The sequence below is a fragment of the Nocardioides dilutus genome (assembly GCF_054779555.1).
In genome coordinates this window covers 573,661-597,582 of record NZ_BAAGYA010000001.1, presented here as the reverse complement: position 1 = coordinate 597,582, position 23,922 = coordinate 573,661, and the positions used below count along the sequence as shown (strand labels likewise).

General features: G+C 71.3%; 24 protein-coding genes and 1 tRNA gene. 11 read left to right on the top strand and 14 right to left on the bottom strand.

Annotation, left to right across the window (positions count from 1 at the left end; all coding sequences use genetic code 11):
- Positions 1-8 precede the first annotated feature (8 nt).
- Positions 9-695 carry a response regulator transcription factor gene (locus tag ACYVC6_RS02890; protein WP_460710785.1) on the bottom strand — a complete coding sequence of 229 codons (687 nt, stop codon included), beginning with the start codon at positions 693-695 and terminating at the stop codon, positions 9-11.
- A 140-nt stretch (positions 696-835) separates the two neighbouring features.
- Here ACYVC6_RS02890 and ACYVC6_RS02885 point away from each other — a divergent pair, with 140 nt between their 5' ends.
- On the top strand, positions 836-1,336 hold the full coding sequence (locus ACYVC6_RS02885) for a hypothetical protein (protein WP_460710783.1): 501 nt from the start codon (positions 836-838) through the stop codon (positions 1,334-1,336).
- Between the two features lie 13 nt (positions 1,337-1,349).
- Here ACYVC6_RS02885 and ACYVC6_RS02880 read toward each other — a convergent pair whose 3' ends face one another.
- Genes ACYVC6_RS02880 through ACYVC6_RS02870 form a run of 3 tightly spaced genes read right to left on the bottom strand, consistent with a single transcriptional unit; the run spans position 1,350 to position 2,832 of the window.
- Entirely contained in the window at positions 1,350-1,733 is a 384-nt protein-coding gene (locus tag ACYVC6_RS02880; RefSeq protein WP_460710781.1) for a type II toxin-antitoxin system VapC family toxin, read from the bottom strand.
- On the bottom strand, positions 1,730-1,972 hold the full coding sequence (locus ACYVC6_RS02875; RefSeq protein WP_460710779.1) for a type II toxin-antitoxin system VapB family antitoxin: 243 nt from the start codon (positions 1,970-1,972) through the stop codon (positions 1,730-1,732). The genes ACYVC6_RS02880 and ACYVC6_RS02875 overlap by 4 nt, the downstream gene beginning before the upstream one ends.
- 29 nt (positions 1,973-2,001) lie before the next feature.
- Positions 2,002-2,832 (bottom strand): hypothetical protein, encoded by an 831-nt coding sequence (locus ACYVC6_RS02870; RefSeq protein WP_460710777.1) that lies wholly within the window; start codon positions 2,830-2,832, stop codon positions 2,002-2,004.
- Positions 2,833-2,965: 133 nt separating this feature from the next.
- Between ACYVC6_RS02870 and topA the strand changes: the two genes are divergently transcribed.
- Positions 2,966-5,659, top strand: a complete 2,694-nt coding sequence (gene topA / locus ACYVC6_RS02865) for a type I DNA topoisomerase (RefSeq protein ID WP_460710775.1) — start codon at positions 2,966-2,968, stop codon at positions 5,657-5,659.
- A gap of 130 nt (positions 5,660-5,789) precedes the next feature.
- Positions 5,790-7,025 carry an alpha/beta hydrolase family protein gene (locus tag ACYVC6_RS02860; RefSeq protein WP_460710773.1) on the top strand — a complete coding sequence of 412 codons (1,236 nt, stop codon included), beginning with the start codon at positions 5,790-5,792 and terminating at the stop codon, positions 7,023-7,025.
- A 7-nt stretch (positions 7,026-7,032) separates the two neighbouring features.
- Here the strand turns inward: ACYVC6_RS02860 and ACYVC6_RS02855 are convergent, their stop codons facing one another.
- The gene (locus ACYVC6_RS02855) at positions 7,033-7,941 is read right to left on the bottom strand and encodes a hypothetical protein (RefSeq protein ID WP_460710771.1); all 909 of its coding nucleotides are present in this window, start codon (positions 7,939-7,941) and stop codon (positions 7,033-7,035) included.
- Between the two features lie 178 nt (positions 7,942-8,119).
- Here ACYVC6_RS02855 and tmk point away from each other — a divergent pair, with 178 nt between their 5' ends.
- From tmk to ACYVC6_RS02840, 3 genes are read left to right on the top strand one after another with little or no spacing between them, the layout of a single operon-like run.
- Entirely contained in the window at positions 8,120-8,785 is a 666-nt protein-coding gene (gene tmk / locus ACYVC6_RS02850; RefSeq protein ID WP_460710769.1) for a dTMP kinase, read from the top strand.
- Positions 8,782-9,942, top strand: coding sequence for a DNA polymerase III subunit delta' (locus tag ACYVC6_RS02845; protein ID WP_460710767.1), 1,161 nt, complete (start codon positions 8,782-8,784; stop codon positions 9,940-9,942). The genes tmk and ACYVC6_RS02845 overlap by 4 nt, the downstream gene beginning before the upstream one ends.
- A 27-nt stretch (positions 9,943-9,969) precedes the next feature.
- Positions 9,970-11,568, top strand: coding sequence for an alpha/beta hydrolase (locus tag ACYVC6_RS02840; protein WP_460710764.1), 1,599 nt, complete (start codon positions 9,970-9,972; stop codon positions 11,566-11,568).
- A gap of 130 nt (positions 11,569-11,698) precedes the next feature.
- On the opposite strand, the gene ACYVC6_RS02835 is transcribed toward ACYVC6_RS02840, so the two are convergent.
- Together ACYVC6_RS02835 and ACYVC6_RS02830 are read right to left on the bottom strand one after the other, a co-directional pair.
- Positions 11,699-12,094, bottom strand: a complete 396-nt coding sequence (locus ACYVC6_RS02835) for a limonene-1,2-epoxide hydrolase family protein (RefSeq protein ID WP_460710762.1) — start codon at positions 12,092-12,094, stop codon at positions 11,699-11,701.
- An 18-nt stretch (positions 12,095-12,112) separates the two neighbouring features.
- The gene (locus ACYVC6_RS02830) at positions 12,113-13,030 is read right to left on the bottom strand and encodes a LysR family transcriptional regulator (protein ID WP_460710760.1); all 918 of its coding nucleotides are present in this window, start codon (positions 13,028-13,030) and stop codon (positions 12,113-12,115) included.
- A gap of 140 nt (positions 13,031-13,170) precedes the next feature.
- Between ACYVC6_RS02830 and ACYVC6_RS02825 the strand changes: the two genes are divergently transcribed.
- Positions 13,171-13,353: a hypothetical protein gene (locus tag ACYVC6_RS02825; protein WP_460710758.1), complete on the top strand. Its 183-nt coding sequence runs from the start codon at positions 13,171-13,173 to the stop codon at positions 13,351-13,353.
- Positions 13,354-13,364: 11 nt separating this feature from the next.
- On the opposite strand, the gene ACYVC6_RS02820 is transcribed toward ACYVC6_RS02825, so the two are convergent.
- Positions 13,365-14,342, bottom strand: coding sequence for a serine hydrolase domain-containing protein (locus ACYVC6_RS02820; protein WP_460710755.1), 978 nt, complete (start codon positions 14,340-14,342; stop codon positions 13,365-13,367).
- Between the two features lie 177 nt (positions 14,343-14,519).
- Between ACYVC6_RS02820 and ACYVC6_RS02815 the strand changes: the two genes are divergently transcribed.
- A tRNA-Thr gene (locus tag ACYVC6_RS02815) sits at positions 14,520-14,592 on the top strand.
- A gap of 121 nt (positions 14,593-14,713) precedes the next feature.
- On the opposite strand, the gene ACYVC6_RS02810 is transcribed toward ACYVC6_RS02815, so the two are convergent.
- Positions 14,714-14,986, bottom strand: a complete 273-nt coding sequence (locus ACYVC6_RS02810) for a hypothetical protein (RefSeq protein WP_460710753.1) — start codon at positions 14,984-14,986, stop codon at positions 14,714-14,716.
- A 160-nt stretch (positions 14,987-15,146) separates the two neighbouring features.
- Here ACYVC6_RS02810 and ACYVC6_RS02805 point away from each other — a divergent pair, with 160 nt between their 5' ends.
- Positions 15,147-15,926 carry a helix-turn-helix domain-containing protein gene (locus tag ACYVC6_RS02805; RefSeq protein WP_460710751.1) on the top strand — a complete coding sequence of 260 codons (780 nt, stop codon included), beginning with the start codon at positions 15,147-15,149 and terminating at the stop codon, positions 15,924-15,926.
- Between the two features lie 97 nt (positions 15,927-16,023).
- Here ACYVC6_RS02805 and ACYVC6_RS02800 read toward each other — a convergent pair whose 3' ends face one another.
- Positions 16,024-17,484, bottom strand: a complete 1,461-nt coding sequence (locus ACYVC6_RS02800; protein WP_460710749.1) for a benzaldehyde dehydrogenase — start codon at positions 17,482-17,484, stop codon at positions 16,024-16,026.
- A 3-nt stretch (positions 17,485-17,487) separates the two neighbouring features.
- A complete protein-coding gene (locus ACYVC6_RS02795; RefSeq protein WP_460710747.1) occupies positions 17,488-18,609 on the bottom strand; it encodes a 5-methyltetrahydropteroyltriglutamate--homocysteine S-methyltransferase in 1,122 nt (373 codons plus the stop codon).
- 141 nt (positions 18,610-18,750) lie between these two features.
- Between ACYVC6_RS02795 and lhgO the strand changes: the two genes are divergently transcribed.
- Complete coding sequence (gene lhgO, locus ACYVC6_RS02790) at positions 18,751-19,956, top strand: L-2-hydroxyglutarate oxidase (protein WP_460710745.1); 1,206 nt, start codon at positions 18,751-18,753, stop codon at positions 19,954-19,956.
- Between the two features lie 32 nt (positions 19,957-19,988).
- Here the strand turns inward: lhgO and ACYVC6_RS02785 are convergent, their stop codons facing one another.
- The gene (locus ACYVC6_RS02785) at positions 19,989-21,305 is read right to left on the bottom strand and encodes an NTP transferase domain-containing protein (protein ID WP_460710743.1); all 1,317 of its coding nucleotides are present in this window, start codon (positions 21,303-21,305) and stop codon (positions 19,989-19,991) included.
- Positions 21,306-21,387: 82 nt separating this feature from the next.
- Here ACYVC6_RS02785 and ACYVC6_RS02780 point away from each other — a divergent pair, with 82 nt between their 5' ends.
- A complete protein-coding gene (locus ACYVC6_RS02780) occupies positions 21,388-22,035 on the top strand; it encodes a LuxR C-terminal-related transcriptional regulator (RefSeq protein ID WP_460710741.1) in 648 nt (215 codons plus the stop codon).
- Between the two features lie 34 nt (positions 22,036-22,069).
- Here the strand turns inward: ACYVC6_RS02780 and ACYVC6_RS02775 are convergent, their stop codons facing one another.
- Complete coding sequence (locus ACYVC6_RS02775) at positions 22,070-22,999, bottom strand: DUF5926 family protein (protein ID WP_460710739.1); 930 nt, start codon at positions 22,997-22,999, stop codon at positions 22,070-22,072.
- 10 nt (positions 23,000-23,009) lie between these two features.
- A complete protein-coding gene (locus ACYVC6_RS02770) occupies positions 23,010-23,837 on the bottom strand; it encodes a glycerophosphodiester phosphodiesterase (RefSeq protein WP_460710737.1) in 828 nt (275 codons plus the stop codon).
- Between the last annotated feature and the right edge of the window lie 85 nt (positions 23,838-23,922).

Sequence of the window (23,922 nt, the reverse complement as noted above, 5' to 3'; positions counted from 1 at the left end):
CGGGTTGCTCAGCTCCGGACCCGGTAGCCGACGCCGCGGACCGTCTCGATCGGGCAGTGCTCGCCGAGCTTGGCGCGCAGCTGGGCGACGTGCACGTCGACCGTGCGGCTGGCCGCGTAGTCGGCCTGGCCCCACGCCGAGGCCATCAGCTCCGGCCGTTCCACGACCCGGCCACTGGCGGACATCAGCGCCGCCAGCAGGTTGAACTCGGTGACGGTGAGCGTGACCTCGTCCTCGCCCACCCAGACCCTCCGGGTCGCCGGGTCGACCCGGACCGGCCCCGCCTCGAGGCTGCGCCGGCCCGGGCGGCCGTCGCTGCGGCGCAGGATCGCCTTGATCCGGGCGACCAGCTCGCGCGGTGAGAACGGCTTGGTGAGGTAGTCGTCCGCGCCGATCTCGAGGCCGAGGACGCGGTCGACCTCGTCGTCGCGGGCGGTGACGAACAGGACCGGCGTCCAGTCACCTCGCTCGCGCAGCTCCCGGCAGACCGAGACGCCGTCCCGGCCCGGCAGACCGACGTCGAGCACCACCGCGACCGGCTTCAGCCGGGCCGCAGCGGCGAGGGCCCCCTCGCCGTCCCGCTCGACGTGCACGCCGAAGCCCTCGTCGACGAGGTAGCGGCGCTGCAGCTCCGCGATCTGAGGTTCGTCCTCGACGACCAGGACCAGACCGCGTCCGCCCTCCGTGCCCGTCATGCGAGTCACGCTAGTGGCCGCGGAGCTCACCGGACGGCGTCTCGACGCGCCCTTACCGAACCCGAACATCCGCCTGACGCTGCGGTCACCGCGCGCCGCCACCGTGGTCGACATCCCACTCATCCATGAAGGAGCACGTCATGTCCCGTCCCGTGATCACCACCGTCAGCGCCGCCCTCGCCGGAGCCGTCCTCGCCACCGTCACCGTCGTCGGGGTCACCAACGCCTACGCCGCGCCTGCCGCGGACCCGACCGCCGTCGACGAGCTGGTGGTGCCGTGCGGCGCCATCTGGAAGCGCCTCCCCCAGGAGCTGCGCGACGACCTGTTGGCCATCCAGGACCTGCCGGACGCTGACAAGCCGGCCGCGATCCGCGAGGTCCGCGCCGACGCTCTCGCCGGGGAGTACGGCGAGAAGGTCGCCGCTGCCGCCGAGCGCATCAAGGAGCGACGGGCCCGGCTCTTCACCCGCCTGCCCGAGGATCTGCAGGCCGACCTGAAGACGCTCAAGACCCTCCCGGACGCCGACAAGGTCGCCTACGCCAGGGAGATCCGGGCCGACGCGCTGGCGGGAGAGTACGGCGAGCGCGTGCAGGACTTCGCCGAGAAGGTGCAGGACCGCCGCGAGCAGTGCGCTGCCTGATCTCAGTGCCCGCTCAGCCGCCCCTGGCCGAGGTCACATCCGTGTGCGTGAAGTCGTCGCCCTTGAAGAGCAACGGCTCACCGGTCACCTTGGCCAGGGCGTAGGCCATGCAGTCGCCGAAGTTGAGCTGTGCCTTCGAGCCGGACCTCTTGCCGTACCTCGCGTAAGCCGCCCGAGCGAACCTCGCCTGCGCGGCATCGAAGGGGACCACGGTGATCTCGGCGTCCTCGAACAGGCGATCCAAGTCGTCGTGCCGGTCCTCTCCGACCACGATCGCGGTCTCCAAGGCTGAAGCCGCGGAGATCTTGGTGACGTCCCTGGACATGCTGAGCATGAACTCCGCCCGGTCCGGTTCGGCCTTGAGGATCGCCACCAAGGCGGACGAGTCCGCGATCAACGGGGCAGCCCCCGGTCGTCGTAGAGGTCGTCGTCGGTGAGGTAGGGCCCAGGCTTGGCGGCCGCGCGCAGGGCGATCTCCTCCATCCGACGGACCTTCTCCTCCGGCGTCAGCCGGGTCCGCTGGAGGGCCTCGGTGAGCGCGTCACGGACGGCACCCGTCATCGAGGTGTCTCTACGACGGGCGAGCTCGTGGGCCAGCCGGTACACCTCAGGATCCTTGATGTTGAGTGTCGGCACGACAGACATTCTACCGTCCACGGTAGAACTCACCCCGCCGCCTGCTGAGCCTCCAGGGCCCGGTCCCGGGCTCGGCACAGGGTGCGCCGGGTCGAGGCGAGCAGCAGGTCGGACCGGCCGAGCGGCAGCAGGTCCGGCAGCTCGTAGAGCCGCCCCGTCCGCTGGGACGTGAACTCCCGGTAGCCGACCAGGGCGCGGTGGACGACCTTGCCGTAGGTCGACGGGGTCGCGTGGAGCGCCAGCTCCTCCTTCAGCCGGGTGACGGAGATGCGGCGCTGGGGGCCGAGCACCCCGTTGGCCTTCGCCACGAGCCAGGCGACGCCGCCGGCGACCTGGGCAGCGGTGACCGCGTCGAGCACGATGTCGGGCTCTCGGTCCCAGACGCTCAGCAGGCAGACCCGAAAGGCGACACCGGCCTCCGCGTCGAACCGGCGCGCGGCGACCGCGTCCAGCAGCTCGGCGACCGCGGACAGGCGCGACCGCGCCTGTCCGCTGGCGACCTCAGGGAGGTCCGGGCAGTCCTCGAGTGGAGCGGGGTCGAGCGCGATCACCGCGCCGCGTCCTCCGCAGACGTCGTCGAGCCAGGCCAGCACCCGCTCGTACGTCGGCACGGGTGGTGGCGCCGGCCGCTCGCGCTCGCGGTCGAAACGCTCGGCGACCTCGGCCCAGGGGCTCCCCCCGACCGGCTCGGTCCAGGTCTCGACGAGCCGGCCGTCGACGTAGGCCACGAGCCGGAGCCGCTCGGCAGGATCGGGGCTGAAGGACTCGAAACCGCCGTAGGAGTCGCGGTGACGATAGGGATCGGGTGCGTAGCCGTGCATGGTGGGACCTCCCGGGACTCGACCGACTTCCGGGTCCACGCTGGCACGGTCCGGTGACCTCCCGCGGGGCTCATCCACAGGCCTGAAGGGGGGAACGGTCGACAGGTCGCGCTACCGTGTGCCGCCGTGGGCCGCTCGGCCCACGACTCTCGAATGCGCAGGACAGGCAGCAGTGGCACACAAGTTGGTGATCGTCGAGTCCCCGGCGAAGGCCCGCACGATCGGCGGGTACCTCGGTCAGGGCTTCGTCGTCGAGTCCTCCATCGGCCACATCCGCGACCTCCCGCAGAGCGCCGCCGAGACCCCGGCCAAGATCAAGGACAAGCCGTGGGGGCGGCTGGCGGTCGACGTCGACAACGGGTTCGAGCCCTACTACGTCGTGCCGCGCGACAAGAAGCAGCACATCTCCAAGCTCAAGTCACTGCTCAAGGACGCCGACGAGCTCTACCTCGCCACCGACGAGGACCGCGAGGGCGAGGCGATCGCCTGGCACCTGCTCGACGAGCTCAAGCCCAAGGAGGGCATCCCCGTCAAGCGGATGGTCTTCCACGAGATCACCAAGGCCGCGATCCTCGAGGCCGCCGAGCACCCCCGCGAGCTGGACATGGACCTCGTCGAGGCCCAGGAGGCGCGGCGCATCCTCGACCGCCTCTACGGCTACGAGGTCAGCCCGGTGCTCTGGAAGAAGGTCATGTCCGGCCTGTCGGCCGGCCGCGTCCAGTCCGTCGCCACGCGCCTGGTCGTCGACCGCGAGCGGGAGCGGATGGCGTTCAAGGTCGCGTCCTACTGGGATCTCGAGGGCACCTTCGACGCGGGCGCCACCAAAGAACCGCGGATGTTCCCCGGCAAGCTGCACGCGATCGACGACGTCCGGGTCGCCAGCGGCTCCGACTTCGGCGACGACGGAGTGCTCAAGGACAAGAAGGGCGGCCGGGTCCACCTCGACCGCTCCTCCGCCGAGGCGCTGGTGGCGGCCCTGTCCGACACGACGTTCGCGGTCCGCTCGGTCGAGGCCAAGCCCTACCGGCGCTCGCCGTACGCGCCGTTCCGCACTACGACGCTCCAGCAGGAGGCGAGCCGCAAGCTCGGGATGTCGGCCTCGGTAACCATGTCGGTCGCCCAGCGGCTCTACGAGAACGGCTTCATCACCTACATGCGCACCGACTCGACGACGCTCTCCGACGGCGCGGTGCAGGCAGCGCGGTCGCAGGTCCGCGAGCTCTACGGCGCGGAGTACCTCCCCGACGCGCCGCGCACCTACGCGAGCAAGGTCAAGAACGCCCAGGAGGCGCACGAGGCGATCCGGCCCGCGGGCGAGACCTTCCGCACCCCCGCCGAGACCGGTCTGACGGGCGAGCAGTTCCGGCTCTACGAGCTCATCTGGATGCGCACCGTGGCCTCACAGATGAAGGACGCCGTCGGCCAGTCGGTCTCCGTCCGGATCGGTGGCGCCGCGTCAGACGGCCGCGACGTCGTCTTCTCGGCGTCCGGCCGGGTCATCACCTTCCACGGGTTCCTCAAGGCCTACGTCGAGGGCACCGACGCCGGCAAGCGCAGCGACGACGACCAGGTGCCGCTGCCCGAGCTCGCCGAGGGCGATGCCGTCTCCGCCGCGACGCTGACGGCCAACGGCCACGAGACCAAGCCGCCGGCCCGCTACACCGAGGCCACGCTGATCAAGGAGCTCGAGGAGCGCGAGATCGGCCGCCCGTCGACCTACGCCTCGATCATCGGGACGATCATCAACCGCGGCTACGTCTACAAGAAGGGCACCGCCCTGGTGCCGGCCTGGATCGCCTTCTCCACGATCCGCCTTCTCGAGGAGCACTTCCCGCGCCAGATCTCCTACGAGTTCACGGCGCGCATGGAGGACGTCCTCGACGACATCGCCGGCGGTCGCAAGGATCGCGAGACCGAGCTGGCCGAGTTCTACTTCGGCTCCGAACGGGTGCAGGGGCTGCATGACCTGATCACCAACCTCGGCGAGATCGATGCGCGCGAGCTGGCGACGTTCCCGGTGGGAGGCCCGGGCAGCGGGATCAACCTGCGGGTGGGTCGCTACGGTCCCTATCTCGAGGGACCGGACCCCGACGACCCTGAGGGCAACCCCACCGGCAGGCGTGCCAACGTCCCCGACGACCTGCCGCCCGACGAGCTGACACTGGAGAAGGCCAAGGAGCTGTTCGCCAACCCCGCCGGTGAGGAGATCCGGCTCGGCGTGCACCCCGAGACCGGGCTGGAGGTCGTCGCCAAGAACGGGCGCTACGGCCCCTACGTCACCGAGGTCCTGCCCGAGGACGCGAAGAAGAACGACAAGCCGCGCACAGGCTCGCTGTTCAAGTCGATGACGCTGGACACGATCACCCTCGAGGACGCCGTCAAGCTGCTCTCGCTCCCCCGTGTCGTCGGTGCCGACCCGGAGTCCGGTGAGGAGATCACCGCGCAGAACGGCCGCTACGGGCCCTATCTCAAGAAGGGCACCGACTCCCGCTCGCTCACCTCCGAGGACCAGCTGCTGACGATCGGTCTCGACGAGGCGCTGCGGATCTACGCCCAGCCCAAGCAGCGCGGCCGGGCCGCCGCGACCCCGCCACTCAAGGAGCTGGGTCCCGACCCGGTCTCCGGGCAGCCGGTGGTGGTCAAGTCCGGCCGCTTCGGCGAATACGTCACCGACGGTGAGTACAACGCCACCCTCCGCAAGGACGACACCGTCGAAAGCATCACCCTCGAGCGCGCGGCCGAGCTGCTCGCCGAGCGCCGCGAGCGCGGTCCGGCCAAGAAGGCTGCGAAGAAGACCGGTGCGAAGAAGACCACCAAGAAGACCGCGAAGAAGACCGCCAAGAAGGCGGCTGCGAAGAAGTCCTGAGCCCTGGGGAGGGATGGAGATGGCATGTGCCCGGACGGGCTTGGCCACGGTGACAGGGCTGCTCCTGGCCGCGACGATGGCGGCACCCGGGGGCGCCGTCGCCCCATCAGGACCCCTCGGGGCCACGCAGGTGAGCGCACGCGCCACCGACCTGGGTCTCGCGCCGACCGACGCTGCTCCCGGTGAGGTGTCCTCGGCATCCCATGTCTACGACGTGGGTCTCGGCCCCGAGACCCGTCATTTCACCTATCGCATCCCCAAGTCGCTGGCCGAGGCCGCACCGTCGACCGTGCCGGTGGTGGTCCTGCTGCACGGCGGGATCCCGCGAGGGACCGGCGACGAAGGCTTCATCCGGGACTTCCTCGACGGGATCGACGAGACCGCCGCGCCCTACTCGGGCTACGCCTACGTCTCGCTGCGCGCCGCCCGGCTGCTGCCGCGCCAGTGCCGGGACCGTTTCCAGCGTAGGCTTCTCGACCGGGCGGGCCGCGACCGCTGTCTCGCCCGGGCCGCACAAGGCCGGCAGCCGTGGCGGTTCGTGGGCGCCAGTGCGAGCGGCTCACCCGACATCGACGCATCCGACGCCCTGACCGTCGAGGACCCCGACGCCTACGCCGACGTCGCCACACTGCGCGCGCTCCTGGCCGACCTGCAGGCAACCTTCCCCAGTCTCGCTCTCGACCAGGTCCACCTCGCCACGTTCTCCTACGGCAGCCACGTGGCCGACCAGGTCATCTGCTCGGCCTCCTCGCTGGTCCGCGGCGTCGCGAGCATCACCGGGAGCTGGTTGACCGCACGGCAGTTCGGCGCCGACGGAACCCTCGGCGGAAACGACGGCAACACCGAGTGCGGGTCGGGACGCGAACCCGGGCACCGGGCTCTCACCGGCGAGTCGTCCGACGCCTACGGTCGGCGGCACCGCGGCTTCCCCTCGGCGCAGGGCACGGTTCGCCACCGGATCCCCGTGTTCCGTGCCCTCGGGCGCGCGGACCACAACCTCGAGGAGGGTCTCACCGCGGCGGTGGCGGCCCGCGTGATGGCTGCCCTCAACGGGGTCCGGGCGCGCCCGTCGTCAGTGGCACTGCTGCCCGACATCGACCCCGCGAGCGACGACGGCAAGGCGATGACCATGGCCGTTCACCGCACCCGCAGGTCAGGGGAGCGGCTGCGCGCGGTCCGGCCCCTGGTGATCGGCCAGTGCGGGCTCAGCACCCGGCAAGGCCTGCCGCGGTTCGACCCGAAGGTCGTCCCTGGGAAGGCGGGGCGCGGCTGTGACCACGGCGTGTGGGGCAAGAACGACGACGCGTCCATCGGCACGGACCAGCATTGGCCTCAGCTCGCGATCCAGTTCTTCGAGCAGCTCTGAGCCGAGGTCACCACACCCAGCTGAAGCCGACCAGCCCGGCCCGCAGGACCGTCCACGTGGCCGACGCGCGGTGCTCGTGGTCCAGGTCGACCAGCGCCGAGGCCACCGGCTCGGAGTCGGCCACCGTCGCCCAGGTGCTGAGGTGCACGGCGGCGGGCAGCCGGGTCGGGTCGAAGGACACCACCATCTCGACCTCGGTCTCCTGCGGTGATGCGGCGCGACGGACCACCGGGGCGGGGGCCTGTGGGAAGTCGAACGTCGTGGTGTAGGTCAGGTCGCAGGACTCACCGGCGCGCAGCGGTCTGTCGAGGGTGATCACCACTGCCCAGATGCCGTCGGCGACCTGCCGCGGCGCGTCTCCCGTGCCGCCCCCCGACACCTCGACGCTGACCGGCTCGGTGTCGAGGAGGTAGCGGCATGCGGTCACGTCGTCGACGAGGGCACGGACGGTCTGGGTGGTCCGGTGGTAGGCGGGTCGTCCGTCCGCGCCCAGGACGTGCTCGTCGCGCGTGCGGTCGACGGCGTAGCGACTCCTGTCGGGGAGTCCCTCGAGGCGCAGCTCGCCGGGCTCGTACATCGCCGGCGAGTCGCTCTCGAGCAGCTGACGCAGCCGGTCGCGTTCGCCCTCCTCGATGCCGAAGGCATCCAGGAACAGCTCGAGCTCGAGGTGGGTGAGCATGGCACCGCTGAGCCGGCTGCGCACCCAGTCGCGCCGCGCCCGTGGCCAGTCCCCCTCCTCGAAGTCCGCGAGCAGGCCCCGGTCGACGAGATAGGCAGCGACGACCTTGGCGACTGCCGTCTGGTTGAGGTCCCGGCCCCGGTAGGCTGCGCCGCGTTGCTCCCACAGGTGTCGATAGGGAAGCCCCGGATCTGCGAGAATGCGACGCAAGGCACGACCCGCGTCGACCCCCGTCATACGACCAGTGTCACTGATGTCTGGCGATAGCGGGCCTCCCTCGACATGATTCGACATCTGTCTCCCTACGGTCACTCCAGCGGCCACTCCACGAGAGCGGTGAAGAACGGGACCCGGCAACGGGTCAAGGGCCTGGGGGGTCCTTTCTCGTGGGGTGGTCGCCGCTATGTTCGCCGTGATGGACTTCCACGGGACCTACCTGCCACGCGGTGTCTTCGTCTGCTTCGAGGGCGGCGAGGGCTCCGGCAAGTCGACGCAGTCCCGGCTCCTCGCTCAGCGCCTGGAGGACCTCGGCCACGTCGTGCGGCTGACCTTCGAGCCCGGCGACACCGAGGTGGGCGCGCAGGTGCGCCGGATCGTGCTCTCCCCCGAGACCGGTGAGCTGTCGCACCGCACCGAGGTGCTGCTCTATGCCGCCGACAAGGCCGAGCACGTCGACACGGTCGTCCTCCCCGCGCTGGCGCGCGGCGAGGTCGTCATCACCGACCGCTACGTCGACTCGACGTTGGCCTACCAGGGCGCCGGCCGCGCGCTCGACGTGCGTGAGGTCGAGGAGGTGGCCCGCTGGGCGACCGGCGACGTCCGGCCGCACCTCACGGTCCTGCTCGACGTCGACCCGCGCGAAGGCTTGAGCAGGTTCGAGGGCCGGGACCGGATCGAGGCCGAGTCGTTCGACTTCCACGAGCGGGCACGGCAGTCGTTCCTCGACCTCGCGGCGGCCGACCCCGAGCACTACCTCGTGCTCGACGCGCGCGCCGACCGCGACGACCTCGCCGACCGGATCCTCGAGCGGGTCTCGCCGCTGCTCGGCCAGGCCACGGCCACCGTGGAGGCCCGCGCGTGAGCGTGTGGGACGACCTGGTCGGTCAGCACCGCACCGTCGAGGAGCTGCGCACCGCGGCTGGCGGCCACGGGATGAGCCATGCGTGGCTCTTCACCGGCCCGCCCGGCTCGGGGCGTTCCAACGCGGCGATCGCCTTCGCGGCCGCGTTGGAGTGCGAGCAGCACGACCCGCAGGCCAAGGGCTGTGGCACCTGCCCGCAGTGCCACACCGTCCTGGCCGGCTCGCACGCCGACGTGACCCTGGTGCGCACCGCGAAGCTGTCGCTGGGCGTGGCCGAGGTCCGCGACCTGGTCCGGCGCGCGGCGATGCGCCCGGTCGGGCTGGGTTGGCAGATCATCATCGTCGAGGACGCCGACCGGCTCACCGAACAGGCCTGCAACGCGCTCCTCAAGGCCATCGAGGAGCCGAACTCGCACACCGTGTGGATGCTGTGCACGCCGACGATCGAGGACGTCCTCCCGACCATCCGCTCCCGGTGCCGGCTCGTCACGCTGACCACCCCGACGACCGAGGACGTCGCCGCCTTCCTGGTCCGCGCCGACGGCGTCGAGCCCGGCCTCGCGGCCTACGCCGCCCGGGCCAGCCAGGGACACATCGGCCGCGCCCGGGCGCTGGCCCGCGACGAGGGCACGCGCAACCGCCGCCGCGAGATCGTCGGCTACCCCGCCAAGCTGACCACGCTGGGGGCCTGCATGACCGCCGCGGCCAACCTCGCCGAGGTGGCCAAGGAGGAGGCCGAGCTGATGACCGGTGAGCTCGACGCCCGGGAGAAGGTCGACCTCGACACCGCCTACGGCGTGGTCGAGCGCGGGCGCCGGCCCCGGGAGTACGCCCCGGCGCTTTCGGAGCTGGAGAAGGGTCAGAAGACCCGGGCCAAGCGCCGGGTGCTCGACGTCGTCGACCGCGGCCTGATGGACCTGGTGTCGGTCTACCGGGACGCGATCGCCCTGGGCACCGGGGTGCCGGGCCCCCTGGTCAACGAGGAGATCCGCGGCGACGTCGAGAAGGTCGCACGCACCTCAACCCCCGAGCTCAATCTGCGCCGGATCGGGTGGATCTTCGACGCTCGCGAGCAGATGCTCGAGTTCAACGTGCCGGTCCCGCTCGCGCTCGAGTCGATGATGGTCGCCCTCAAAGCCCCCGAAGGACGTGGCTAGCGGGGTGCGAGCGGCAATGATGTCCGCGTGAAGGACACGACGACCCGCGCTGTCGCGGCCCTGGTGGTGGTCGCGATGCTGCTCGCCGGCGCCGGACTGGCCATCTCGTTCCTGTCCGACGACTCCGGTGACCCCGACGGTGGTGGCTCCCCGAGCGCCCAGCCGGAGCTGCCGACCGTCGAGCCGACGCCCGACCCCGGCTCGTCCGACCCACCCGCCCCCGACCTGGCCGCCTTCTACTCCCAGGAGCTGGAGTGGGACGACTGCCGCGATGGCTTCCAGTGCGCCCGGCTCAGGGTGCCCGTCGACTACGCCGACCCCGGCGGCGCCACCATCGAGGTGGAGGTGCTCCGCGACCCGGCCGACGACCCCTCCGCGCGGGTCGGCTCCCTGGTCGTCAACCCCGGCGGACCCGGAGCTCCCGGCACGTCCTACGCCGAGCAGGCCGGCCAGGTCTTCCGCTCTGCGCTGACCGACCACTTCGACGTCGTCGGGTTCGACCCCCGCGGGACCGGCGCGTCAGCACCCGTCGACTGCCTCTCCGACCGCGAGATGGACGCGTTCCTGCAGGCCGACCCGGTCCCCGACGACGCCGGGGAGATCGGTGACGTCGTGGAGGGCCTCGAGAACTTCTGGGCAGGGTGCGTGACCAACACCGACGGCGGCGCCGACGGCATCGTCGCCCACGTCACCACGGTCGAGGCCGCGCGCGACATGGACGTGCTCCGGGCCGCGCTCGGCGAGTCGACACTCACCTACTTCGGGGCCTCCTACGGCACCAAGCTCGGGGCGACCTACGCCGACCTGTTCCCGGACAAGGTCGGCCGACTGGTCCTCGACGGAGCCGTCGACGTGTCGCTCGACTCCGAGTCCCTCAGCCTCGGGCAGGCGGCGGGCTTCGAGCGGGCGCTGACGGCCTACGTCGACAACTGCATCGACGAGGGCGACTGCTTCCTCGGCGACTCGACGCAGGAGGGGCTCGACACGATCGCGGGGATCCTCGCCGACCTCGACTCCGACCCGCTGCCCACGCTGGACGAGCGCGAGCTCACCGTCGGCACCGGCTTCCTCGGCGTCATCACCCCGCTCTACAACCGCGACTACTGGTACCTCCTCGACCAAGGGCTCGAGACGGCGCTGGACGGCGACGGGACGACGCTCCAGCTGCTCGCCGACGCCTATGCCTCGCGCAACCGCGACGGGTCCTACGGCGACAACTCGACCGAGGCGATCTATGCGATCAACTGCCTCGACGACCCCTTCGCGATCACCGCGGACGAGGTGCCCGACCACATCCCGCAGTTCCTGGAGGCCTCCCCGACCCTGGGCGAGGTGTTCGCCTGGGGTCTCATCGGCTGCGACGGCATCCAGGTGGAGTCCTCGGAGCCGGACCGTGAGATCAGGGGCACCGGCGCGGCGCCGATCGTCGTCGTGGGCACCACCCGCGACCCGGCGACGCCCTACGAGTGGGCGGTCGCGCTCGCCGACCAGCTCGAGTCCGGGGTCCTGGTGAGCCGCGACGGTGACGGTCACACCGGCTACAACTCCGGCAACCAGTGCGTGGACGAGGCGCTCGAGGCCTACCTCGTCGACGGGACGGTGCCCGAGGACGGGCTGGAGTGCTGATCGGAGACCACCGACGAAGGAGGTGGGATCCGATCGACGGTGGTCGAGCAGCGACCGCGGCATCGCGAGGAACGAGCGAGGCCGCGACGGAGCGTGACGAGACCTCCGCAGCCTGGGCTGGGACTGGCCACTAACGCCGGAGCGCGAGACGGCCCAGGCCGGCGACCGAGGACGCGAGCAGGCTCCCCCAGCCGAAGGCGTCGTCCCAGAGCACGATCCGGCCGTCCTCGACGAGGAAGGTGCCGCGCACCCAGAACGACGTGCGGAAACGCTTGAACGTGATCGTGTCCGTCCGGTCGGTGAGCACGACGTCACCGGACGAAGCGACGTGGTGCATCTCGATGGCCACGCCGACACCGCGGCGTTCGAGGTCGAGCAGCGCGCCGCCGACCCGGCGGCCGCGCAGCGTCGGCAGCCCGGTGTTGCGCCACTCGACGTCGGGATGGAGCAGCTCGACGGCGGCCGCCGTGTCCGGCACAGCGAGGAGGTTGAGGAAGTCCCTGACCAGGATCTCGGCGTCGTCCACGACGGCTGACGCTAGTCGCTACATCGGTGTGGCGATGGACTGGATCCGCTTGGTCGCCAGCTCGATCATCAGCTGGGCGGCCGGCGACAGCGTCGCGCCGGCCCGGTGCACGATCGCGAACATGTCGTAGAGCCTGGGCCGCATCGACACCCAGCCGGCGTTGGGCGCCAGGCGGGGCAGCAGCTGGACGGCGGCGCCGCGCGGGATGACGGAGTCGGCGAGCCCCATGCCCACGAGCTCGACGGCGATCTCGACGTCCTCGACCTCGATCCGGGTGGCCGGGTTGACCCCGGTCTCGTGGAGCATCTGCCGGAGCAGGGTGCGGACCGAGTCGGTCGCCCGCCACGTGGTCTCGGGCATCACCAGGGAGGCCTGGGCCAGCTTCTTCGCCGTGATGGGCGCGGCCAGGGTCTCCGGGTCGGCACTGATGTAGACGATCTCGTCGCGGGCCACCGGCGTGACCTGCATGCCCTCGCTCTCGACCGAGGGCATCGCGATCATCGCCGCCTCGAGGCGTCCGCGGCGCAGGTCCTCCTGCACCTCGCTGGAGTTCTGGCCCACCAGCTCCACACGTACGCCGGGGTGCCGGGCGAGGACGTCAGCCACGAGCCCGGCCCCCGCGTACAGCCTGGCGACCCCGAACATGCCGAACCGGATCGTGCCGGTCTCGAACCGGGTCACCCGCTGCGCCGCGAGTCGGGTCTCCTCCGCGGCCGCGAGGGTGCGCTCGGCGTGCGGGCGCAGGGTGTCGGCGACCGTCGTCGGCACGACGCCGCGCCCGACCCGACGGAACAGGGTGACCCCCAGGCTCTTCTCCAGGCCCCGGACCTGTTCCGAGATCGACGGCTGCGCGTAGCCCAGCTCCTCGGCCGCCCTGGTGAGCGAGCCGTGCTCGTAGACGGCCAGGAAGACGGTCAGCTGGTGCAGCGAGAGCATGCCGCCCAATCTATAGGCTCATCCTTGGGTTGGCATCGGAAAGCGAGGCTACCCCTATGTCTACTCGTTGGTCACACTTGACGTGTCGATCCCCTAGCCAGCACGAACGCCGGCACCGACACACGACGAGGAGGACCTCCATGTTCGACCACACCTGCACCGAGTGCGAGCGCCGCCAGCTGATCTTCCCGAGCCAGGTCACCTCGCTCGTCAACACCGACCACGGCATCGTCGTCGCCTTCACCTGCTGGTGCGGCGCCGAGCAGACGATCGTGACCGGCAACGCCGCCGGCCGACCGCTCGCCGAGCCCGTCGCTGCCTGACCCTTCGGACCTCAGGTCCGCGGCGGCAGCCCCAGGACCAGCCCCAGGCCGTCCACGGACCTGTCGGAGTTGCCGAGGGCCACCGAGCCGCGGCGCGCCTCGGGGCACACCACGACCATCGAGCGGAACCCGGCGGTCCCGCCGTTGTGGAACCAGGACTCCGGTCCGCCTCGCCCAGGGGTTCGGATCCAGCCGAGGCCGTGCGGTCCCCCGCTCGCGCCGAGGTGCGGTGACATCGCCAGCCGCATCGCGGCACCGAGGTCGTCGTCGGGTGGGACGAGGTGAGCGCGGATGAAGCCCTGCATGTCCGCGAGGGTCGACCACAGCGCGCCGGCGCCCGCCAGGGCGTCGAACCGCCACGCCGTCCGGCGCACCTTGCCGCGCCGGGTGTGCCCCGTGGCCGAGCGCGCGACCTGGCTCTCCGAACGCTCCACGACGGTGTCGTGCAGACCGAGCGGTGCCGTCACCTCGGCGGCGACCAGCGCCCCGTACGACGTCCCGCGATGGTGCGCGAGGGCGTGGCCGAGGAGTCCCATGCCCAGGTTGGAGTAGCGCTGCCGGCCCCGCCCACGCAGTCGGCAGCGGGGCAGTGCGGCGGCGAGCGCGGGTGCACCGACGTCGGCGTACGGGTCGGGGTCGCGTCTCAGCACCTTGCCCCACATGCCGGGCGGGATGCGCGGGAGCCCTGAGGAGTGCGTGGCCAGCTCGCCGAGCGTGATCGGCGGACCCGTCGGCCAGCGCCAGCCGCTCGGCAGGAGGTCGGCGACCGGCTGGTCGAGGGCGAGGTCACCCCGGACCACGTGCCGCGCCAGCACCAGGCCGGTGAACACCTTCGTGACCGAGCCGATCTGGAACAGCGTGGTCGCGGTGGGCGGCTCCCGACCCGCGAGGGTCATCGAGCCATCGGCGTCGTCCACCACGGCCAGCGCCAGGCTGGGAACGTGAGGTGCCAGCCGGTCGATCAGTCTCTCGAGGGTCGGCGTGCGCATACCCCGATCGTGCCGCCCGAGCGGTTCGTGGCCATCGGCCGAAGGTCGATCGGACCCCGACCTTGGTCTCCCCTCGCTCCCGGCCCCGGGGCCGGTCGCGAGTTCGGCAGCACCGCCCGCCCTCCGTATACTTCGGCAGGTTGCCCGGGCCATGACACGTCGAGTCCCGGGCAGTGCGCCGCCTTAGCTCAGTCGGTAGAGCGATTCACTCGTAATGAATAGGTCGTCGGTTCGATTCCGACAGGCGGCTCCGCCGAGGGCCCCTGACCTGCAGAGATGCAGTCAGGGGCCTCGTTAGTTCCGGCGCCTGGTCGATCTGCTCGATCGTCTCGCCGCGAGTCGCCGCACTCTCGAGCAGCGGTCCGACACCCTCAGTGCTGAGCCACGTCGTTGTCGCGGACGGAGTAGAGGACGGGCACCGGGCAGATGCCACCGGGGAAGGTCAGGCAGATCTGTGCCTGGACGACCGGGTTCAGGGGCTTCCCGCAGATGAACCGGTCACCGTTGGCGTCAAGGTCGGGCACGAAGACGTAGCCCTCGTCCTCCAGGTCGTCGAGGGACAGCAGCTGGTACGCGGCGGGGCAGCCGGTCTCTGGGGTGGTGGGCACGGCGGCCGCCAGGGCAGCGGCGGGCGCGAGGCCCACGCAGACAAGTCCAGTGCCCAGGACAAGTCGGCCGACAGTGGTGATTCGCATGGACTGACCTCCGTTCCGAGCAGGGCATCTGTCAGAAACGTAGGCAGCGGAGCCGCCTGAGGACATGTACATTTCTGCATACTCCGGATGACGTGGTGAGGCGATGTGGATGCGCGGGACGTCGTCAATCACCGCTGGTGAGGCCGCTCTCCTCGGCGAGATCGTGGAGGCCTGCAGACCGCCCTCTGACACGCCGCTGCCGCCTCGTGTGCTCGAGCTCGTGCGGACGCTGTTGCATGCGGAGGCGGTCGCCTTCAACGCGTTCGACACCCAGATGCAGCGCGTCAGGTTCCAGCAGTACGTGGAGCGCGACGGCAGCTACGGGTTCGAGGGCGACATCCTGACCGAAGCCGAGTCGGAAGCATTCTGGCGCTGCTACTGGGATCCGAAGCGTCGGTGGTGCCTTCCTGATCTGACCGGCGACTACACGCTTGTCTACACCGCGGACGACCTCACCAGCCTGCGCCAGCGTCGTGCATGGCACGACCAGTCCCTCGAGTGGTTCACCGAGCGGATGATCCAGGCGGTGCTTCCCGATAGCTCGTCCGGTCGGCACCTTCGGTTCTCAGGATGGCGCGACGGACCGAACTTCACCCACAAGGACGTCTTGTTCCTGAAGCTGCTCCGACCTCACTTCGAGCGCGCGTACGCCGCGAACGTCCGGGCACGACGTACGACGCGGAGGCTGACGCCCCGGCAGCTCCAGGTCATGGGCATGGTGCGGGCCGGGCTCTCCAACCGTCAGATCGCCAGGAAGCTGGACGTCAGCGAGGGGACTGTCCACAACCACCTGACGAACGTCTTCGCCCGCCTCGAGGTCCAGAGCCGGACCGCCGCCGTGCGCGCGGTGTTCGACGCAACCGAGGGATGGCCGGCCAGTCCGGGTTGACCACACACGATCCGGGCCTCTCCAGCGGCGGTCTCCGGGCCCGGGTCCCTGGCCCGCAGTATGCGTCAGCCCGCTGGTGCCACGCCCGGGCCGGCGGTCAGAACGGGTAGCTCGCCGGCTCTCCTCGCATCGTGATCCAGCGGGTCTCGGTGAACGCCTCGATGTTCGCCGCCGCCCCGCCGATCCGCCCCAGCCCGGACGCGCCGACGCCGCCGAAGGGGACGTTCGCCTCGTCGTTCACCGTCTGGTCGTTGATGTGCACGATGCCGGTCGGGATCTGCTCGGCGAGCGCCAGTCCGCGCATCACGTCGCGGGTGACGATGCCCAGCGACAGCCCGTAGTCGCCCTCCGCGGCCAGCTGGACCGCTTCCTCGACGGAGGAGACCCGGGTGACCGGAGCGACCGGGCCGAAGACCTCCTCGGTGAAGACGGGCGAGGTGAGCGGGACCTCGGCCAGCACGGTCGGCCGGTAGAAGAGCCGGTCGTACTCCCCGCCCGCGGCCAGTCGCGCGCCCTGGTCCACGCTCGCCGTGACCAGGCCGTGGATCTTGTCCCGCGCCCGCTCGTCGATGACCGGACCGAGCGCAACCTGCTCGGTGGCCGGGTCGCCGACCGGCAGGTGGCCGGCCTTCGCGGCGAGCTGGTCGACGAAGTCGTCGTAGATCCGGTCGGCGACGAAGTAGCGGCCGGTGGTCATGCAGATCTGGCCCTGGTGGAGGAACGACGCCCAGCCGGTCAGGCCGACCGCCTTCTCGACGTCCGCGTCGTCGAGGATCAGCAGCGCGGAGTTGCCGCCCAGCTCGAGGTGTGCCCGCTTGAGGTGCCGGCCCGCGAGCTCGCCGATCGACCGGCCGACCGCCGTCGAGCCGGTGAACGAGATCACCCGGACGAGCGGGTCGGTCACCATCGCCTCACCGACGTCCTTGCCGCCGGGGAGCATCTGCAGCACGCCGGCGGGCAGCCCGGCCTCCTCGAAGATGCGTGCCATCAGCGTGCCGCCCGTGACGGCCGTGCGCGGGTCGGGCTTCAGCAGCACCGCGTTCCCCAGCGCGAGCGCCGGAGCCACCGACCGGATGCCGAGGATGATCGGGACGTTGAACGGCGAGATGACGGCGACCACGCCGGCCGGGACCTGGCGGGCCATGGAGAGCCGGGGCTGCTCGCTGGGGAGCACCTGGCCGATCGGCTGGCCCGGCAACGACGCGGCCTGGTAGCACTCCTCGGCCGCGACGTGGATCGCGAAGTCGGCCATCGGGGGGATGGCGCCGACCTCGCGCACGTTCCAGTCGCGGATCTCGTCGGCGTGCTCGGTCCACAGGTCACCGGCCCTGCGGAGGACGGCCGCTCGCGCGGTGTGCGGGAGCGCCGCCCACTCCTTCTGCGCCTCCGCCGCGGAGGCGGCGGCCTCGGCGACGTCCTCGGCGTCCGCCTGGCCCATCGTGCCGAGCTCGTTGCCGGTGGCCGGCTCCACGACGGCGTACGTGCCGCCGCGTCCGTCGGTCCACGCACCGCCCTTGAGGACCTTGCCCTCCCACGCGACGCCGTCCAGCAGTGCCATGACCTACCCCCACACTTCCTCGGCGGTCTCGACGACCAGCCGTAGCTTGGCGAGCTCCTGCTCCTCGGTCAGCTCGTTGCCCTCCACTGTGGAGGAGAAACCGCACTGGGGCGAGAGGCAGAGCTGCTCGAGCGGCACGTACTTCGACGCCTCGTCGATACGCCGCTTCAGCTCGTCCTTGTCCTCGAGCTCGCCGGTCTTGGTGGTGACCAGGCCGAGCACCACCTGCTTGCCCTCGGGGACGAACCGCAGCGGCTCGAAGCCGCCGGACCGCTCGTCGTCGTACTCGAGGAAGAAGCCGTCCACGTCGAGCTGGGAGAAGAGGACCTCGGCCACGAAGTCGTAGCCACCCTCGGCCGCCCACGACGACCGGAAGTTGCCGCGGCACATGTGCGTGGTGACCCGCATGCCCTCCGGGCGGCCGGCGATCGCGGCGTTGACGTTGGCGACGTACTGCTCGTGCAGGTGCTCGGGGTCCCCACCCTGGGCCGCGACCATCGCCCGCTGCTCGGGGTCGTTGAGGTAGGCGAGGCTGGTGTCGTCGAGCTGGAGGTAGGTGCAGCCGAGCTCCCCGAGGCGCCGGACCTCCTCCGCGTACGCCGCGGTGAGGTCGGCCCAGAACGGCTCGAGCTCGGGATAGACCGACTCGTCGATCGCCGCCCGGCCGCCGCGGTAGTGGACCATGTTGGGCGAGGGGATGGTCAGCTTCGGCACCTGGTCGCCGGTCGTCACTCCGGACAGGAACTCGAAGGCGTCCCCGAAGATCGTGTGCCCGAGCCCCACCCGGTCGTGGACGCTCAGGGCCGCGGTCTCGAAGTCGAGGTCGCCGGCCCTGTTGTGGAAGTGCACCGCGAGCTTCTGGTCCGTCGGGTCCACGCCCTCGAGCTGGTAGATGAAGTCCATGTGCCACGACGTGCGCCGGAACTCGCCGTCGGTCGCGGTGCGCACCCCCGCGTCGCGCTGGAGGGCGACCACGTCGCGGATCGCCGTGTCCTCGGCGTCCCGCAACCCGGCGTCGTCGAGATCGCCCGCCCGGTGCCGGGCCCGCGCGTCGAGCAGCGCCGACGGTCTCAGCAGGCTGCCCACGTGGTCGGCTCGGAACGGCGGTAGCGTGCGGGCGGCCATCTTGCGAACGTACTCCCGCGTCGCGCCGTCGCGCAGCGTCCGCTTCCACTCAGCAGAAGGTCGACGTTGACTTAGCCTGTATCCACCGATGGATACAGGCTTAGCCTCGGTCGACGTACCTCCACGCTCGAAGGGGCACCGATGACCGCACCAGGCGACGAGACCGTCGGCGTGGTCGGCGGGGGGATCCTCGGGCTCGCGGTCGCGCGCGAGGTCGTTCGGCGCCGCCCCGGCACCCGGGTCGTGGTGTTCGAGAAGGAGAACCGGCTCGCCAGCCACCAGACCGGCCACAACTCGGGCGTCGTCCACGCCGGTCTCTACTACAAGCCAGGCAGCCTTAAGGCCGAGCTGTGCACGCGGGGCCGGGCGCTCATGCGTGACTTCTGCGCCGAGCACAGGCTGCCGTACGACGAGTGCGGCAAGCTCGTCGTCGCCGTCAGCCCGGACGAGATGGCCCGGTTCGAGGCGCTCGAGCGGACCGCCCGGCACAACGGCGTACCCGGCCTGCGTCGGGTCGACGGCGCCGCGATCACCGAGATCGAGCCGCACGCGGCGGGGATCGCCGCCCTGCACTCTCCGCGCACGGCGATCACCGACTACGTCGCGATCGCGGAGCGGATGGGGGAAGAGGTCGGGGCCGCCGGCGGTCAGGTCCTGCTCTCCAGCGCGGTGACCGGCGTCGAGCGAAGTCCCGGCCGGATCGACGTGCTCTGCGGGATGGAACGCCACGTGGTGGACCGGCTCGTCGTGTGCGGGGGGCTCGAGTCCGACCGGCTGGGACGGATGGTGGGAGGCACCGCGGCGCCGCGCATCGTCCCCTTCAGGGGCGAGTACATGTCCGTCGTCGCGTCCAAGCGTGACCACGTCCGCGGGATGATCTACCCGGTCCCCGACCCGCGTTACCCGTTCCTCGGCGTGCACTTCACCCGGCGCGTCAGCGGCGAGCTCGAGGTCGGTCCCAACGCGTTCCTCGCCCTGAGCCGCCGCCGCTACGGACGCATGTCGCTGAACACACGCGACCTGGCCAACACCCTGGGGTGGCCAGGTTTCTGGCGGTTCGCCGGTGAGCACTGGCGCACCGGCGTCACCGAGCTCCGCGGCGTCGTGTCCAAGCGTGCTTACATGCGGGCCGCACAGCGCTACGTGCCGGACATCGGGGTCGCCGACGTACACCGCTCCGGCCTGGGTTTGCGAGCTCAGGCGGTCGAGCGCGACGGCTCGCTGGTCGACGACTTCGTGATCCAGCAGGTCGACGGCATCACCAGCGTGCGCAACGCCCCGTCGCCGGCCGCCACCTCGAGCCTGGCCATCGCCGAGCACGTCGTGGACCGCATCGATCGGGAATAGGGCCCACGCGACTCGGGGTCGTCAGGCGAAGGTCAGGTGTGCATCGCCCGCAGGAGCAGCACCACGCCACGCGCCGTGTCGAGGTTGGCCGCGACGGCGACGACCGCCAGCCCCCACAGCGGTAGACCACTGATCGCCGCCAGGGCGAAGATCAGCAGCCGGACCTCGCGCCGGAAGAGCAGCCGCACGTCGGTGTCGCGGCCCACCGCGTGGATGTAGGAGATCAGCAGGCACCCGCAGCCGGCGGCGAACCCCCAGGCCCAGGCGGTCTGCGTGTGGCCGGCCCCGATCACCAGGCCGACCACCACGGCAAGGTCGGCGTAGCGGTCCAGCAGCGTGTCGAGCGCGGCGCCGCGGCGCGAGGCCCGCCCGCTCACCCGCGCGAGCTCGCCGTCGACGCCGTCGAGGGCGGAGCCGAGCAGGACGCCGAGCCCGCCCGCCGCCATCACCCACCGGTCGCCGACCGCGATCAGGCCGGACGCGAGCAGCGTGGTGGCGAAGGCCAGCACCGTGGCCACGTGCGGGCTGAGCCCGGTGCGCAGCAGCTGGCGGGTCAGTGGGCCGGAGATCCGCCGGTTGACGGTGCGGGCGATGATCTGGTCGGTCGGCTTGGGCCCGTAGCGGTGCCACATCGCCCGCTCCAGGGCCCGCACCCCCTCGGGTGTGTCGATGGCCGCCCAGAGCCCGGTGAAGTCGCAGGTGGTCATCTCGAAGCCGTGGTCCAACATCCGCCGCCGCACGGCGGCCCACGGCATCCCCGGGGCGTCGGCGGTCGCGGCCAGGACGTCGGCGACGTGGACGGAGCTGAGGCCGGCGTCGACCGCGGCGTACTCCTTCAGGTCCGCGGCCAGCTCGACCAGCCGGCCGTCGGTCGCGATCCGCGCCCGGACCGGCGGCACCCCTCCCAGGCCGCCCACCTGGCGCTGCGGATCACGGTCGACGGCCAGGACGTTGCGGCCCGGGGCGGCCATCAGCCGGCGTACGTCGTCGGCCTCGAACACGTGGTCGCCCATGACGACCAGGCACCTGTCCTCGTCGACCTGCCGGAGGCCGGCCAGCACCGAGGTCGACGTGCCCTGCTGCCAGTCCGGGTTGACCACCAGCTCGACCGGGAGGCCGTGGGAGTGGATGGTGGCGGCCACGTCCTCGCTCCGGTAGCCGGCCACCACCACGATCCGGGTCACGCCGGCCTCGCGCAGCACCTTGACGGTGCGGTCCAGCAGCGTCACACCGCCCACCCGCCGCAGCACCGTCGGCTGGAGTGACCGGGTCCGGTGCCGCGACTCCGCGGTGACGACCACAGCGGTCGTCGCCCGGGGCTGGGGTTCAGCCTCCGGGCGCGGGTCCATGGCTCGCAGTATGCGTCAGCACGTGCCCGGAGGGGGCGGGTCGATCGAGGCGGTCTACTCCCTTGTGCGTCAGACTCCGCACATGGAAGCGTCGGCCGGCCGGGTGTGGGTGCACATCGCCACCACCCAAGAGGTCGTCGAGGTAGGTCTCCGCACGATTCTGGAGACGGCCGATGCTCCCTTCGAGATCACTACCCGAGGTGCACCGGACGCAGAGCCCGACGTGGTGCTGTTCGACGTCATCCACCTGCGCGCCGGCGACACCACCGATCTGGAGGGCTGGCTCTCGGACACCGCGACGACCGTGATCGCGATCGACCGCACCCTGCGCCCGGAGCTCGGCGCCCAGGCCCGTGAGAAGGGTGTGGAGTGGGGCATCACGCTCGGCATCAAGGCCGAGGAGCTCATCCAGCTCATCACCGATGCGGTCACCGGGTCGCTCGAAGGCAGCGAGATCGTTCAGGAGTGGGAGGCGGGGAGCTGGCTCGGCCTGGAGGCCGGTCTGACCCGCCGCGAGTCGGAGATCATCGGCCTGGTCGTCAGCGGACTCGGCAACCAGGAGATCGCCGATCAGCTCTTCCTGTCGATCAACTCGATCAAGAGCCACATCCGCTCGGCGTACCGCAAGATCGGCGCCAGGAGCAGGGCGCAGGCCGTCGCCTGGGGTGCCGGGCATGGCTTCCCGGTCGACCGTCCGGAGGAGTCTCGACGAGACGACGCGGTCGACTGAGGTTCGCCTGAGGTTCACCGCGATCCGGGTCGGGTCAGCGGATCGTGACCTGGCGGTTGGCGAGGCCCGAACGGGCGGCGCGCTGCTCGGCGGTCAGCGGGGAGTCGTCGGCCAGCGCCTCGGCCAACGCGGCCGCGAAGTCGGTGGCCGGGTCCTCGAGCGCCTCGGGTCCGGTGCCGAGCGGCAGGTCCCAGACCGGGGTGAGGAGACCGTGGGCCCGGAACATCCCGACCAGCCGGCCGCCGTCGACGAGCGAGTCGCGGCCCGCCGCGTGCAGCCGCGACAAGGCGTCGAGCAGCTGGTCCTCCGGCTCGGGCATCACCCAGCGCAGGTGCTCCTTGGTCGTGACGTCGGTCCAGTACGCCGCCTCGACCTGGGTGAGCCTGGCCGTCGGCGAGGCCGCGGCGTTGGCGGCCTCGAGTCCCGCGGCGAGCGACCCGTCGTCCTCCACGTCGGCCACCCAGAAGTCGAAGCCGTCGTGCACCGTGACGTCGAGATGGTCGCCCTCGACCAGGTCCTGCAGCCGCGGACCCTCGCCGGGCGGTGCGGTCAGCCCCACGATGCCGGGCTCGGCCTCGAGCGCGAGGCTGAGCACCGCACCCAGGTCGCGGGACGGGTCGCCGAAGTTGTGCTGCACCTGGAGCCCCAGCCAGATGTCGCCGCTGTCGCGCACCATCGCCGGCGCCGCCATCGGCAGCAACGAGGCGAGGAGGACATTGCGATCGCTGCCCTTGACGGTCAGCGGAGCGGTCGCGGCCGGCACCAGCTCACGCAGCGCGATCACGTCGCACTCCGAGGGCAGGCCCTCGAACGGGCGCGCGACGTACGCCGCGGGCGCACCCGCCCCCGCGCCGTGGCAGGCCTTGTAGCGCTTGCCGGACCCGCACGGGCACGGCTGCCGCGGGCCGACCGCGCCCTCCGGCGTACCTGTCTCACGGGTCTTGGTGCGGGACTTCTTCGCCATGGTGGGAAACCTACCCAGGGCGGTCCTCGTCCCCGGGGGCGCCGTCGAGCAGGTGCAGCATGAGCGCCGGCCGGTCGCTGATCACGGCCTGGACCCCGAGCTCGAGGCAGAGCTTCAGGTCCTCCTCGGTGTTGACCGTCCACACGTGGATGTCGTGGCCGCGCCGATGGATCCGCCTGGCCAGCTCGGGCTCCTCGCGCAGCAGCTCGATGCCGGGTCCCACCAGCCAGTCCTTGCCGATCATCCGCCGCAGGACCGGCCACATGCTGGTCTTGTCGATCAGCATTACCAGCGGGACCTCGGGCGCCATCTGGTCGACCCGGCTGAGCGCGGTGAAGCTGAAGCTCATCACCCGCACCGGGGTGCCGGCCTTGTGCCAGCCGAAGTCGCGCAGGGTCTCGACCAGGCGCTTCTCGACCAGACCGCCGTAGCGGGTCGGGTGCTTGGTCTCGATCGCCAGCTCGACCCGGCGGTGGTAGTCGGCGGCAGTCTCCAGCAGCTTGCGCAGCGTGAGCACCCGGTCCATGGACTCGTCCCGGATGGGGGCCTCGTCGTCGAGGTCGGCCCAGGGGTTCTTCCACGAGGCGACGTCCAGCCGCTCGAGGTCGGCGAGATCCATCGTCGAGATCGCGTCGCGCCGGCCGGCCGTACGCCGCAGGTCCCGGTCGTGCACGCACACGAGGTGCCCGTCGGCGGTGAGCCGGACGTCGCACTCGAGGCCCTCCGCGCCGGCGTCCAGCGCGGCGACGTAGGCGCCCAGGGTGTGCTCGGCGTTCTCATAGCTCGCGCCCCGGTGCGCGACCACCTGCGGCCGCCCTGCCGGTGTCGCGGGGCTCATAGCCAGCATCATGACGGACCGATGACCTGTCCGGATGGGAGGTCCGCGCCGACGGGATGGAGTAGTTTATGTGCTAGAGGCATAT